Genomic DNA, 12,874 nt, shown 5'->3' with positions numbered 1-12,874 from the left:
GTGACAGTTTCGAGGATCGGGCGACCGCGGGCGATGGCGCTCCTGGTCGCGACCGGCCTCCTCGTCTCCGCGTGCGGCGGGGCGAAGGTCGGCGAGAGCGACGGAGGGGCCGCCCCGGCAGCCTCGAGCGCGGACGGCAAGAAGGAGTGCGGCACGGTCAACATCGCCATCAACCCGTGGGTCGGGTACGAGGCGACCGCGGCGGTCATCGCCCACGTGGCCGAGAAGGACCTCGGCTGCTCGGTCACCAAGAAGGACCTCAAGGAGGAGATCGCCTGGCAGGGCTTCGCCACCGGCGAGGTCGACGCGATCGTGGAGAACTGGGCCCACGACGACCTGAAGAAGAAGTACATCGAGGACCAGAAGGTCGCCGTCTCGGCCGGATCGACGGGCAACAAGGGCGTCATCGGCTGGTACGTGCCGCCGTGGATGGCCGAGAAGTACCCCGACATCACCGACTGGAAGAACCTCAACAAGTACGCCGACCTGTTCAAGACCTCCGAGTCCGGGGGCAAGGGGCAGCTGCTCGACGGCGACCCCTCCTTCGTGACCAACGACGCGGCCCTGGTGAAGAACCTGAAGCTGGACTACAAGGTCGTCTACGCGGGCAGCGAGGCGGCGCTCATCACCGGGTTCAGGCAGGCCGAGAAGCAGAAGACCCCGATGCTCGGCTACTTCTACGAGCCGCAGTGGTTCCTGTCGGAGGTCAAGCTCGTCAAGGTCAAGCTGCCCGAGTACACCGAGGGCTGCGACGCCGACGCGGAGAAGGTGGCCTGCGACTACCCGCTCTACGACCTCGACAAGATCGTGAGCAAGAAGTTCGCCGACTCCGGCAGCCCGGCGTACGACCTGGTCAAGAACTTCACCTGGACGAACGAGGACCAGAACCTCGTGGCCAAGTACATCTCCGAGGACAAGATGACGGCCGAGGAGGCCGCGGAGAAGTGGGTCGGCGACAACCCCGACAAGGTGAAAGCCTGGCTCCCCACCTCCTGAGCGCGCTCGCCTTACAAGCGAGATGTCACTGGTTCGAACCCAGTAGTGCCCACCAGCCAAAACGCCCCGTTCCTGATCTTCGGAACGGGGCGTGAGTGACTAACTCTCGAAGATGTCATCCATGGCCTTCACGCCCTGTATGAGCACCGGCCGGATTTACTTTCGATAGACGGCCTCCGTGACCACCGTGTTCCGATGGCCGGCCAGCCGTGAAATGCCCTCGATCTTGTTATCGATTGATCTGCTTCCTTTGGGAGGCGTGGCGACATGGGTCCCTCCAGATCTCACGCCGCCACGCCCGTCTTACCGGGCTCTTCCGGACAGCAACGCCGTCCATATCGCCCGAGCTTCGCCGATCGGCCAGGTGGAGGTCTCATAGACCTGATGGCCGTCATCAAGCTGCAGGGTTCGCCGGACGAACGCTCGACCGCCGCCCTCGCACAGTTCGTAGACCGTGGCGCGGCACCAGCAGGTCCAGGCCACCGAGCGTGCCCGTTCAAGCGTCGGGTACGGCTCTCGCCAATCCAGACGGATGTGATCTCGCTGCGGCATCACCACATGCGGACTCAGGCACTCATCGAGCAGAATCACGACGTGCGCTCCGCGACACCCTTGGACCAGTGGGAAGCCTTGCGGAGTTCTTCGTACCGCTGGGCGATGCAGTGGGCGACGGTGATCGGGTTGTCCACGCCGTAGACCCGGTACAAGCGGCGGCCCGTCTTCGCTGAGATCTTCCCTGTCCACCAGCGGTAGGCAAGCCCGTCCGTCCAGACCACGAGGTTGGTCCAGACGGAGAGCAGGGAGACGCCGTGGCCTTGGTGGACGTCGGCTGAGACGCCGCAGTGTTCGAGGCCGATCCGCAGGCGCTCGGCAGCCAGGGCGGCCGGGCATCGTTGAGCCGGCTCTTTCCTGTCGAGGGTGCTCATGACTCCAGCCCCTCCTGGTCGCGGAGCTGCTGGGCGAGTTCGGCAACGTCGTCGGCGTCGATTGTCCGATAGAGGCCACGGTTCACCTCTTCGTCGGTAAGGTGCCGACCGTTCCGGGTGGCCCACAAACGACCCGCAGAACTACGCCAAATACACCATCCGGGAAAAGCCGCCTGGAGGTCTTCCAGAATTACGGGGGTTGACATGGAGTAAGCGTCATTCCATTTGGGTGACGAACCCGCCGCGTTCCAGAGACGTCCAGGACGTTTCAAAGTTAGAGTCGAAAACGTCCCTGACGTCCTCACTCCACGAGGTGCACCGTGGCCAACGTCCCCTTACGCCGCGCCATGCTCGAGGCGAAGCTGAGCAACCAGAACCTGGCGGACCGTTGCGAGGTGGATGTTAAGACGGTGGAACGCTGGTTACAGGATGAGGCACGAGTTCCGCACCTCCGGCACCAGTTGGCCGCCGCCGAGGCATTAGGAGTTGATACGTCCGTGTTGTGGCCAGAGGCTATCCGTAACACCGTGAAGACCGGTCCGGATCGAGAGGTTCTGACCGTTTACCCCTATCGGTCGGCTTGCCCCAAGTCGATCTGGCGCAACCTGATCACCTCGGCCCGCAACGAGATCGTCTTCGCCGGGTACACCAACTACTTCCTGTGGCTGGAACACCCCAACCTCGCCAAGGTCCTCAAGCGCAAGGCCGAGCAAGGGTGCAAGATCCGATTCCTGATCGGCGACCCGGACAGCGAGGTCACCCGCCGCAGGGAGGAGGTGGAGAACGTCCCGTTGACGGTCTCCACCCGCATCCGGATCACCCTCTCGGAGATCGAGCAGGTTCGGAACGTACCCGGCATCGAAGCGCGCTTCGGAGACGAGCACATCGCGATGAGCGTCTTCCGCTTCGACTCCGAGATGCTCGTGACGCCGCACCTGGCCAAGCTCGTCGGCCACGACTCGCCGATGATGCACCTGCGCCGCTACCAGGACGACGGACTGTTCGACCGGTTCGGCTATCACGCCTCCGAGCTGTGGAGCAACGGCCGGGACGTCTGGGCGGAGGAGCCGCGAAAGCCTGCGGAGAGCGCCAGTTCTGGGTGACCAACTGGGTGACAACGACCCCGGACGGGGGCGGACAACGGTGGACGGGCGTGGACCGTACGCCCAGGTCACGGGCCACGTCGGTGACCTTGCGGCCCGCCTCAACGAGATCTGGCACCTTACGCCGGAACTCCGACGGGTAGCCACGCCGTCCCATGCCACTCTCCTCTCAACGAGTGGCACAAGAATCCAAGAACCCGCCTCTACAAGACCAGGGGCACATCAGAGCCTCCATCAGACCTGGAGCGATTCAGAACGCGAGGGGACGGAGCGGGCCCGGCTGTTCCCGTTCGCCGTTTCCCGTGGAAGACCGTCGGCCCGTCCTTGACAGTGTTGTCGACGGGAGGACAATCTGTTGCGGGAAGCGCACTTCGTTTCGGAATGCGCAACGATGGAGGTGGGTATGGCGGGCCGGCGCGTCGTCATCATCGGAGCCGGGGTCGTCGGGGCGGCGCTGGCCGACGAGCTCTCGGCCAGGGGCTGGGACGACATCACCGTCGTCGACCAGGGCGCCGTGCCCGCCACCGGGGGATCGTCCTCCCACGCGCCGGGCCTGGTCTTCCAGACCAACCCTTCCAAGACCATGACGGAACTGGCCCGCTACACCGTCGAGAAGCTCGTCGACCTCGACTGCTTCCTCCAGGTGGGCGGCCTGGAGGTGGCCACCACGCCCGAGCGGCTCACCGAGCTGCACCGCCGCCACGGCTGGGCCGTCGCCTGGGGGATCGAGGCGCGCCTGCTCACCCCCCAGGAGTGCGTGGAGCGCCACTCCCTGCTCGACCGGGCCAGGGTCCTCGGAGGGCTGTTCGTCCCCACCGATGGCCTGGCGAAAGCCGTGCGCGCCGTCGAGGTCCAGCTCGCGCGCGCACGGGAACGGGGCGTCCGCGTCCTCGACCGGCACGAGGTGCTGGACATCCGCGTCGAGGACGACCGGGTCGCGGCCGTCGTCACCGACCGGGGCGAGATCCCCGCCGACCTCGTGGTCTGCTGCGCCGGGATCTGGGGCCCCAAGGTCGCGGGCATGGTCGGCATGGCACTGCCGCTCACCCCCCTCGCCCACCAGCTCGCCTGGACCGGTCCCCTCCCCGCGCTCGCCGGGCAGGCCGAGGAGGCCGTCCGGCCGATCCTGCGCCACCAGGACGCCGACCTGTACTACCGGGAGCGGTTCGAGCGGCTCGGCATCGGCTACTACGGCCACCGCCCGATGCCGATCACCGCCGAGGAGATCCTCCCGATCGCCGACGCCGAGGTCATGCCGTCGGTGCTGCCGTTCACCGACGACGACTTCGCCCCCGCCTGGGCCGAGACGAGGTCGCTGCTGCCCGCCACCGGGGAGGCCGGACTCGAAGCGGGCGTCAACGGCCTGTTCTCCTTCACCACCGACAACATGCCGCTGCTCGGGCAGTCGCGCGACGTGCGGGGCTTCTGGGTGGCCGAGGCCGTGTGGGTCACCCATTCGGCCGGAGTGGGCCGCGCCATGGCCGAGTGGCTGGCCGACGGCCACTGCTCGTCCTTCGACCTGCACGAGTGCGACGTCAACCGGTTCGAGGCCCACCAGCTGGCCCCCGAGTACGTCCGCACCCGCGACTGCCAGAACTTCGTCGAGGTCTACGACATCATCCACCCGCTCCAACCGGCCGAGAACCTGCGCCCGCTGCGCACCAGCCCCTTCCACACCCGCCAGCGCGAGCTGGACGCGTACTTCCTGGAGGCCACCGGCTGGGAACGCCCCCAGTGGTACGGCGCCAACGCGCCCCTGCTCGACGGCCGCGACATCCCCCGTCCCAACGACTGGGCCGCCCGCCACTGGTCGCCGATCGTCGGTGCCGAGGCCCAGGCCTCGCGCGAGACCGTGGCCCTCTACGACATGAGCGCGCTCAAGCGGATCGAGGTCGCGGGCCGAGGGGCCGCCGCCTTCCTCCAGCGGATGTCCACGGGCGACGTCGACAAGTCCGTCGGCTCGGTCACGTACTGCCTGCTGCTCGACCACGACGGCGGCATCCGCAGCGACATCACCGTGGCCCGGCTGGGCCGCGACCTGTTCCAGGTCGGCGCCAACGGCAACCTGGACCTTGACTGGTTCCACCGCCATCTGCCCGCCGACGGGTCGGTCACCGTCACCGACATCACGTCCGGAACCTGCTGCGTCGGCGTCTGGGGTCCCCGGGCCAGAGAGGTCGTGGCCCCGCTCGCCGGTCCCGCCTTCGGCCCCGGCGGGTTCCGCTACTTCCGGGGCACGCGCGCGTACGTCGGCACCGTGCCCGTCACCGCGCTGCGGCTCTCCTACATCGGGGAGCTGGGCTGGGAGCTCTACACGACGGCCGACATGGGCGCGAAGCTGTGGGACACCCTCTGGGAGGCGGGACAGGAGCACGGGATCATCGCGGGGGGCCGCGGCGCCTTCAACAGCCTGCGCCTGGAGAAGGGTTACCGCTCCTTCGGCACCGACATGACCTACGAGCACGACCCGTACGAGGCAGGTCTCGGCTTCGCCGTGCGCAAGGCCGACAGGGGCGACTTCATCGGCCGCGCGGCCGTGGCCGAGCGCGGCGCGGCCACCCGGCGCAGGCTGACCTGCCTCACCGTCGACGACCCGGCCGCCGTCGTCATGGGCAAGGAGCCGGTGTACGACGGCGCGTCCCCCGTCGGATACGTCACCAGCGCCGCCTACGGCTACACGATAGGCAGGGGCATCGCCTACGCCTGGCTGCCCGCCGCGCTGTCCGTGCCGGGGCGGGAGCTGCACATCGGCTACTTCGACCGGCGGGTGGCCGCCGTCGTCGCCGAGGAGCCGCTGTACGACCCGGCGATGGAGCGCCTGCGTGGCTAGCGGGCCGCCAGGACGGAGGGACACGCCCATGCGCCCGGTGAACCCGGCGGACCCGATGTCCGTGACGCCGGGTTTCTTGACGCAGGCACCCATCACGTCGGAACCCACCACGCCGGGGTCCGTCGGCGGGACCGAGAAAGGACGACGATGAGCACCGAGGAGCTGCCCGAGCACCCCGACTGGCTTTGGAGCGGCCCCGAGCCGAAGGCCTCCTACGACGTGGTGATCGTCGGCGGCGGAGGTCACGGCCTGGCCACCGCCTACTACCTGGCCAAAAATCACGGGATCACCAACGTGGCCGTGCTGGAGAAGGGCTGGCTGGCTGGCGGCAACATGGCCCGCAACACCACCATCATCCGCTCCAACTACCTCCTGGACGAGAGCGCGGGCATCTACGAGCACTCGCTCAAGCTGTGGGAGGGGCTGGAGGAGGATCTCGGCTACCCGCTCCTGTTCAGCCAGCGCGGCGTGCTCAACCTCGCGCACAGCCTGCAGGACGTCAGGGAGGGCGTCCGCCGGGTCAACGCCAACCGCCTCAACGGCGTCGACGCCGAATGGCTCGGCCCCGAGGAGGTGAAGGAGGTCTGCCCGATCATCAACGTCTCGCCCGACACGCGCTACCCGGTCCTCGGCGCCACCTACCAGCCGCGCGCAGGGATCGCCAAGCACGACTACGTGGCCTGGGGATTCGCCCGCGCCGCCGCCGCGATGGGCGTCGACCTGATCGAGCACTGCGAGGTCACCGGCATCGACGTCGTGGACGGGCGGGTGGAGGCCGTACGCACCAGCAGGGGTCGCATCGCCGCGGGCAGGGTCGCGATGTGCGCGGCCGGGCACTCCTCGGTCGTCGGCCGGATGGCGGGGGTGGAACTGCCGGTGCAGAGCCACCCGCTGCAGGCCCTCGTCTCGGAGCTGCTGGAGCCCGTACACCCCACGGTGGTCATGTCCAACGCGGTGCACGTCTACGTCAGCCAGGCTCACAAGGGCGAGCTGGTCATGGGGGCGGGCATCGACGCGTACAACTCCTACCGGCAGCGCGGCGCGTTCCACATCATCGAGCGGCAGATGGCGGCGGCGCTGGAGCTGTTCCCCGTCTTCGCGCGGGCCCACGTGCTGCGTACCTGGGGCGGGGTGGTCGACGTCACCCCCGACGCCTCGCCCGTCGTCGGGCTCACCCCCGTCGACCGCCTCTACGTCAACTGCGGATGGGGGACCGGCGGCTTCAAGGCCACCCCGGGCGTCGGGTGGTGCTACGCGCACACGATCGCCCACGGCGAGCCGCATCCCCTCAACGCCGCCTTCACGCTCGAACGATTCACCACCGGGGCGCTCGTGGACGAGCACGGCGCCGCCGCGGTGGCCCACTGAAGGAGCCCGACCGATGTTGCTGATTCCCTGTCCGTGGTGCGGGCCACGGGACGAGGCCGAGTTCCACTACGGCGGGCAGGCCCACGTCGCCTACCCCGGCGACCCCGCCGCGCTCTCCGACGAGGAGTGGGCCCGGTACCTGTTCTTCCGCGACAACCCGAAGGGGCCGTTCGCCGAGCGCTGGCACCACGCGGCCGGATGCCGCCGCTGGTTCAACGCGGTCCGCGACACCGCCACCAACGAGTTCCACGCCGTCTACCGCGCGGGCGAGCCAAGGCCGGTGGGCCGGTGAGCGGGCAGCCGTTCCGCCGGGCGGGCCATCGCGGGGAGGCGCTGCCGTTCCGGTTCGACGGCCGCGACTACGAGGGGTACCGGGGCGACACGCTCGCCTCCGCGCTGCTCGCCAACGGTGTTCGCACGGTCGCGACGAGCGTCGCGCTGGGCCGCCCCCGCGGGATCTTCGCCGCCTGGACCGAGGAGCCCAACGCCGTCGTCCAGATCGAGCAGCCCTTCCCCGAGCCGATGCTCCAGGCCACCGTCGTCGAGCTGTACGCCGGACTGGTGGCCACCGGCCTGCCGGGCAGGGGCAGGCTCGCCGCCGAGCCCGACCCGGCGCGCTACGACGGCGTGTACGCGCACTGCGACGTCCTGGTGGTCGGCGCGGGCCCGGCGGGCCTGGCGGCGGCGACCGCGGCGGCCGGGTCGGGCGCCCGGGTGATCCTCGCCGACGACCGTCCCTCGCCCGGCGGCAGCCTGCCCGACACCGGCGAGACCGTCGACGGCGTCCCGGGCACGACATGGGCCGCCACCGCGCTGGCCGCGCTGGAGATCCACCCGGAGACGCGGGTACTCACCCGTACCAGCGTGTTCGGCTACTACGACGACAACTACCTGGTCGCCGTGGAACGCAGGGGAGAGAACGCCTCCTCCCGCGAGCGCGTCTGGCGCATCCGGGCCCGCCGCGTCGTGCTCGCCACGGGCGCACACGAACGCTCGATCGCCTTCGCGGGCAACGATCTGCCGGGGGTCATGCTCGCCGGTTCGGCACGCGCTTACGTGAACCGGTACGGGGTCCTGCCCGGCCGCCGCGCGGTGGTGTTCACCACCGGGGACAGTGCCTACGCCGCGGCCCGCGACCTGGCCGCCGCGGGCGTCGAGATCGCCGCCGTCGTGGACACGCGCGCCGCCGCCGTCGCCCAGGGCCTGGGCAGCCTGGACGGCTTGAGTGGTTTGAGCGGTCTGGACGGCTTGAGCGGTCCGGGCGGCTTGGGTGGCTTGGGCGGTGCCGAGGTGCTCACCGGTCACTTCGTCACCCGCGTGAACGGCGAGCACGGGGTCACCTCCGTGACCGTCTCGGAAAGACCCGCCGAGGACGGCACACCTTCCGGACCGGCCGTTTCCGGACCGGCCGCTTCTGGGCTGGCCGCTTCAGGGAGGGCCATTTCGGAGATGGCTGTTTCCAGGATGGTCGCTTCCGGAACGGACACTTCTGAGATGGCCGTTTCCAGGGCGGTCGCTTCCACCGGGCGCGTGATCGAGGCCGACCTGCTGCTCGTCTCGGGCGGCTGGAACCCTGCCGTCCACCTGTTCAGCCAGGCCGGGGGGACGCTCCGCTACGACGAGGTGCTCGGCTCCTTCGTCCCCGGGAGCAGCCGCCAGGCCGTCGAGGTCGCCGGGGCCGCCAGAGGGCTCCTCACCCTGGCAGCCTGTCTGGAGGACGGCGCCGCCGCCGGGGCGCGAGCCGCCGAGGCGACCGGTTTCCGAGCGCCCTCGACCGCCCCCCGCTCATCCGTCCAGGGAACAGGGGAAACTTCCCCGGACACAGAGGCCTCGAGGGCGGGGGAGACACCCCAGGACACGGGGGCTCCGAGGGCAGGGGAGGGGTCTCCGGACACGGAGGGCCCGCAGGCCGGGGGAGCGCGGGACACGGAGGTGGTCCCGAACACCGGAGGGGCACCCGGGGCCACCCCCGCCGAGCACGTGTGGCTCGTCCCCGCCGACGACTACCGGACCCACTTCGTCGACCTGCAGCGCGACGTCACCGTCGCCGATGTCATGCGCGCCACCGGGGCCGGGCTCCGTTCGGTCGAGCACGTCAAGCGTTACACCACCGCGGGGACCGCGCACGATCAGGGCAAGACCTCCGGGGTGCTCACCAGCGGTGTCGTCGCCCACGTCCTCGGCGTGGACGTCTCGGAGCTCGGCACCACCACCTTCCGCGCCCCCTACGTGCCGGTCTCCTTCGCGACCCTCGCCGGGCGCGACAGGGGAGCGCTGCACGACCCCGTCCGGGTCACCGCGCTGCACGAGTGGCACGTGGCGTACGGGGCGCCGTTCGAGAACGTCGGCCAGTGGCGGCGGCCCTGGTACTACCCCCGCGAGGGCGAGGACATGGAGGCCGCCGTCCTGCGCGAGTGCCGGGCCGTGCGGGAGGCCGCCGGAGCCATGGACGCCTCCACGCTCGGCAAGATCGACATCCAGGGGCCGGACGCCGCGGAACTGCTCGACCGGCTCTACACCAACATGATGAGCACCCTCAAGGTCGGCTCGATCCGCTACGGCGTGATGTGCCGCCCGGACGGGATGGTCTTCGACGACGGTACGGTGATCCGCCTGGCCGAGGACCGTTTCCTGGTGACCACCACCACCGGCAACGCCGCCGCCGTTCTCGACTGGATGGAGGAGTGGCTGCAGACCGAGTGGCCCTCGCTACGGGTCTACTGCACCTCCGTCACCGAGCAGTGGGCGACGGTCGCGCTCGCCGGGCCGCGCTCCCGCGAGGTGCTGGCCGGACTCGCCCCCGACCTGGCCGTGGACAACGCGAGCTTCCCGTTCATGACGTGGCGCGACACCCGGGTGGCCGGCCTCGACGCGCGGGTGTGCCGGATCAGCTTCTCCGGCGAGCTGGCGTACGAGATCAACGTCAGTGCCTGGGACGGGCTCGCCCTGTGGAAGGCCCTCCAGGCCACCGGCGCGGTCACCCCGTACGGGACCGAGACCATGCACGTGCTGCGGGCCGAGAAGGGCTACCCCATCGTGGGCCAGGACACCGACGGCACGGTCACCCCCGCCGACCTCGGCATGGAGTGGGTGGTGTCCAAGAAGAAGGCCGACTTCATCGGGAAGCGCTCCTTCGCCCGCGCCGACACCGCCAGGCCCGACCGCAAACACCTGGTCGGCCTGCTGCCGCTCGACCCGGACGTCCTGCTGCCCGAGGGCTCCCACCTGGTGGCCGTCGACCGGCTGCCCGAGCCGCCGGTCCCCATGCTCGGCCACGTCACCTCCAGCTACCGCAGCGCCGCGCTCGGCAGGACCTTCGCCCTCGCCCTCGTCAGCGGCGGGCGCGAACGCGTCGGCGAGCGGCTGTACGTACCCGTCGGACGGGAACTGCTGCCCGTCACCGTCACCCACCACGTCCTCTACGACCCCGAGGGAGCGCGCCGCGATGGCTGAGCCACCGACCGGGCCACGACCGAGCCCGCCGTACGGAGCGGGGTGGTCCGTAACGGAGCCCTCGGCAGCGGAACCGCCGGGAACGGAGCCGTCCGGGCGGCTGAGCCCGCTCGCCCGGTTGCGACCGGTGTCGAGCCCGGACCTTCGCATCGCGGAGCTGCCGTTCCTCACCCAGGTCGACCTGCGGGTGGAGCCCGGGAGCGGCACCGCCGCCGACATCGCCCGCGCCCTCGGCGTCCCGCTCCCCGCCGAACCCGGTACCTCCGCGAGTATCGGCGGCGAGGTGCCACCATCCGGTACGGCCGTGAGCGGCACCCGAGTGCTGTGGCTCGGCCCCGACGAGTGGCTGGTCGTCGCTCCTCCGGGCGACACCGGTCTGGAGGCCCGCCTGCGAGCCGCCGCGGGAACCGGTCACGCCGCCGTCACCGACGTCTCCGCCCAGCGGACCGTACTGCTCGTGACCGGACCCAGGACCCGCGACCTGCTCTCCCACGGCTGCGCCCTCGACCTGCACCCCCGCGCGTTCGGCCCCGGCCGCTGCGCCCAGACCACGCTCGCCCGTGCCCAGGTCGTCCTCGCGCGTGGCGAGGGCGACGAGTTCCACATCTTCGTACGCTCGTCCTTCGCGGGTTACCTCGCGGCCTGGCTCCTCGACGCGGCGGGGGAGTATCTGGGCGGTTGATGCGATCCGCGGACGAACGGCGAAGGGCCGGTCCCGGCGGGTGCCGGGACCGGCCCTCGAACGTGCGGAGACCTACGCGCCGGCCACGGAGGCGGACTTGGCCTCAGGGACGGAAGCGGCCGGAGCGGCGGGAGCCGGTGTGCGCACCGTCGGCAGCACGGTCGCGGAGATGATCACGATCACCACGGAAAGCGCGATGGAGAGCCAGAACGCCGTCTGGATCCCGCCGATGGAGATCCCCTGTCCGGACCCGGCGGCCAGTGACGCCACCGCCACCGCGACGCCGAGGCACAGGCCGACCCCGAGCCGGCGGTTCGAGTTGTAGAGACCCGACGCCAGCCCCATCTGGTTGTCGGCCACCCCTGGGCCCGGAGGAGCTCGGATCGGCGGATCGAGAGGGTGAGGACCGCGTTCACCTCGGCCCGGGTGAGGGCGCCGTCCGGGGCCGAGTCGTCGGCTCCGTCGAAGCGGGAGCCGGTCGCCTGGACGCGGGCCGGGATCTCGGCGGTCTGCCGGTCGTGGCCGAGTCGCCGGAACAGCTGTGGCCACGGTGCCGGGCCGGGGTGACCTCGGTGACGTCGGTGGAGGCCGAGGTCGTCACCGGCTCGTGGACGCGGCCGTTCGCGTTGTCGTCGGTGTTGACGCGGGGCGTGTCGAAGACGATGCCGTCCCCGGCAGGGGGCGGCGTCCCGCCGGGGTGATCACCCGGTCAGGGGAGCGTGACGAACTTCTTGAGGAAACTCCGGGCCTGAGGGGTGTCCAGGCGGTAGTCGTAGTTGGTCTTCTTGCACGCGTCGTCGTCTCCGCTGATCGTGGTGGCCACGAGCAGGTCCGAGGTGGGGCCTCCCAGGAAGTTCGGGCCGCCCGAGTCGCCGAAGCAGGTGCTGCCGTCGTCCTTGGCGGGATCCAGCGACAGTTTGAGCCATCCGCGGGTGAGATCCTCGAAGGAGATGGACGTCTGGTGACGGGTGTCGTTGTAGGTCAGCCGCGTCTTACGCTTCCCCTTGGCCGTTGCCATGGCGCCGTACCCGACCGGGGTGAAGCGCATCGTCTTCAGGGTCTTGTCGGCCTCGAGGCGGTCCAGCAGGCCCTCGGCGGGCAGTCTGGCGGGCTCGATGTCCGAGATCGCCGTGCCGAAGACGACAACGGCCATGTCATGAAGATCGGACTCGTCCTTGTACCGCGAGTCGGGGATGTAGCGGCCGGTGTAGACCTTGTCCCCGGGCTGGTAGCGGCTGGAGAACGAGACCCGGGCGGTCTTCTGCCCCGGCTCCGAGCAGTGGGCGGCGGTGAGGAAGACGGTCGGCGAGATGAGCGTGCCGGTGCAGTAGGACCAGGTGCCATCACCGTTCGGCTTGTCGCCGATGATGGCTCCCACCTGCGGGTGAACGGTCAGGTCGGGCGAGCCGTTCGTGATGGCCCGCGCGGGGGAGGCGGGGGACACGGCGGTCGCGGTGAGCGCAACGGAAATCATGACAAAAGGGATGAAACGCACGCGGGAACTGTAACTGCCCGA

12 protein-coding genes are annotated in these 12,874 nt (G+C 70.1%); 8 read left to right on the top strand and 4 right to left on the bottom strand.

Annotated features, from left to right (window positions below; all coding sequences use genetic code 11):
• Complete coding sequence (locus OG587_RS33760) at positions 1 to 996, top strand: ABC transporter substrate-binding protein (protein ID WP_329082535.1); 996 nt, start codon at positions 1 to 3, stop codon at positions 994 to 996.
• A gap of 303 nt (positions 997 to 1,299) precedes the next feature.
• Here OG587_RS33760 and OG587_RS33755 read toward each other — a convergent pair whose 3' ends face one another.
• Positions 1,300 to 1,587 (bottom strand): hypothetical protein, encoded by a 288-nt coding sequence (locus OG587_RS33755; protein WP_329082534.1) that lies wholly within the window; start codon positions 1,585 to 1,587, stop codon positions 1,300 to 1,302.
• On the bottom strand, positions 1,584 to 1,922 hold the full coding sequence (locus tag OG587_RS33750; RefSeq protein ID WP_329082533.1) for a hypothetical protein: 339 nt from the start codon (positions 1,920 to 1,922) through the stop codon (positions 1,584 to 1,586). The genes OG587_RS33755 and OG587_RS33750 overlap by 4 nt, the downstream gene beginning before the upstream one ends.
• A gap of 527 nt (positions 1,923 to 2,449) precedes the next feature.
• Here OG587_RS33750 and OG587_RS33745 point away from each other — a divergent pair.
• From OG587_RS33745 to OG587_RS33720, 6 genes are all read left to right on the top strand, one after another.
• Positions 2,450 to 3,025, top strand: a complete 576-nt coding sequence (locus tag OG587_RS33745; RefSeq protein ID WP_329082531.1) for a hypothetical protein — start codon at positions 2,450 to 2,452, stop codon at positions 3,023 to 3,025.
• A 403-nt stretch (positions 3,026 to 3,428) separates the two neighbouring features.
• The gene (locus tag OG587_RS33740) at positions 3,429 to 5,855 is read left to right on the top strand and encodes a GcvT family protein (RefSeq protein ID WP_329082529.1); all 2,427 of its coding nucleotides are present in this window, start codon (positions 3,429 to 3,431) and stop codon (positions 5,853 to 5,855) included.
• Positions 5,856 to 6,002: 147 nt separating this feature from the next.
• On the top strand, positions 6,003 to 7,223 hold the full coding sequence (locus OG587_RS33735) for a sarcosine oxidase subunit beta family protein (RefSeq protein WP_329082527.1): 1,221 nt from the start codon (positions 6,003 to 6,005) through the stop codon (positions 7,221 to 7,223).
• A 13-nt stretch (positions 7,224 to 7,236) separates the two neighbouring features.
• Positions 7,237 to 7,515, top strand: coding sequence for a sarcosine oxidase subunit delta (locus OG587_RS33730; protein ID WP_329082526.1), 279 nt, complete (start codon positions 7,237 to 7,239; stop codon positions 7,513 to 7,515).
• Positions 7,512 to 10,676: a 2Fe-2S iron-sulfur cluster-binding protein gene (locus OG587_RS33725; RefSeq protein ID WP_329082524.1), complete on the top strand. Its 3,165-nt coding sequence runs from the start codon at positions 7,512 to 7,514 to the stop codon at positions 10,674 to 10,676. Before OG587_RS33730 ends, OG587_RS33725 begins: the two co-directional genes overlap by 4 nt.
• 127 nt (positions 10,677 to 10,803) lie before the next feature.
• Positions 10,804 to 11,358 (top strand): sarcosine oxidase subunit gamma, encoded by a 555-nt coding sequence (locus OG587_RS33720; RefSeq protein ID WP_329082523.1) that lies wholly within the window; start codon positions 10,804 to 10,806, stop codon positions 11,356 to 11,358.
• 72 nt (positions 11,359 to 11,430) lie between these two features.
• On the opposite strand, the gene OG587_RS33715 is transcribed toward OG587_RS33720, so the two are convergent.
• Positions 11,431 to 11,718 carry a hypothetical protein gene (locus tag OG587_RS33715; protein WP_329082522.1) on the bottom strand — a complete coding sequence of 96 codons (288 nt, stop codon included), beginning with the start codon at positions 11,716 to 11,718 and terminating at the stop codon, positions 11,431 to 11,433.
• Positions 11,719 to 11,930: 212 nt separating this feature from the next.
• Between OG587_RS33715 and OG587_RS33710 the strand changes: the two genes are divergently transcribed.
• Complete coding sequence (locus OG587_RS33710; RefSeq protein ID WP_329082521.1) at positions 11,931 to 12,059, top strand: hypothetical protein; 129 nt, start codon at positions 11,931 to 11,933, stop codon at positions 12,057 to 12,059.
• 8 nt (positions 12,060 to 12,067) lie between these two features.
• On the opposite strand, the gene OG587_RS33705 is transcribed toward OG587_RS33710, so the two are convergent.
• The gene (locus tag OG587_RS33705; protein ID WP_329082519.1) at positions 12,068 to 12,832 is read right to left on the bottom strand and encodes a S1 family peptidase; all 765 of its coding nucleotides are present in this window, start codon (positions 12,830 to 12,832) and stop codon (positions 12,068 to 12,070) included.
• Positions 12,833 to 12,874 lie beyond the last annotated feature (42 nt).

Source organism: Streptosporangium sp. NBC_01469 (genome assembly GCF_036227305.1).
In the GTDB taxonomy this organism is placed as follows: Bacteria; Actinomycetota; Actinomycetes; order Streptosporangiales; family Streptosporangiaceae; genus Streptosporangium.
The sequence above is the reverse complement of the archived record's forward strand: the minus strand, read 5'-3'. Positions and strand labels throughout refer to the sequence as shown.

What these genes read in the sequence shown, in the direction of transcription:
- OG587_RS33750 (WP_329082533.1), bottom strand. Translation starts at nt 1,922, where the DNA reads ATGAGCACCCTCGACAGGAAAGAGCCGGCTCAACGATGCCCGGCCGCC.
- OG587_RS33740 (WP_329082529.1), top strand. Translation starts at nt 3,429, where the DNA reads ATGGCGGGCCGGCGCGTCGTCATCATCGGAGCCGGGGTCGTCGGGGCG.
- OG587_RS33735 (WP_329082527.1), top strand. Translation starts at nt 6,003, where the DNA reads ATGAGCACCGAGGAGCTGCCCGAGCACCCCGACTGGCTTTGGAGCGGC.
- OG587_RS33730 (WP_329082526.1), top strand. Translation starts at nt 7,237, where the DNA reads ATGTTGCTGATTCCCTGTCCGTGGTGCGGGCCACGGGACGAGGCCGAG.
- OG587_RS33705 (WP_329082519.1), bottom strand. Translation starts at nt 12,832, where the DNA reads ATGATTTCCGTTGCGCTCACCGCGACCGCCGTGTCCCCCGCCTCCCCC.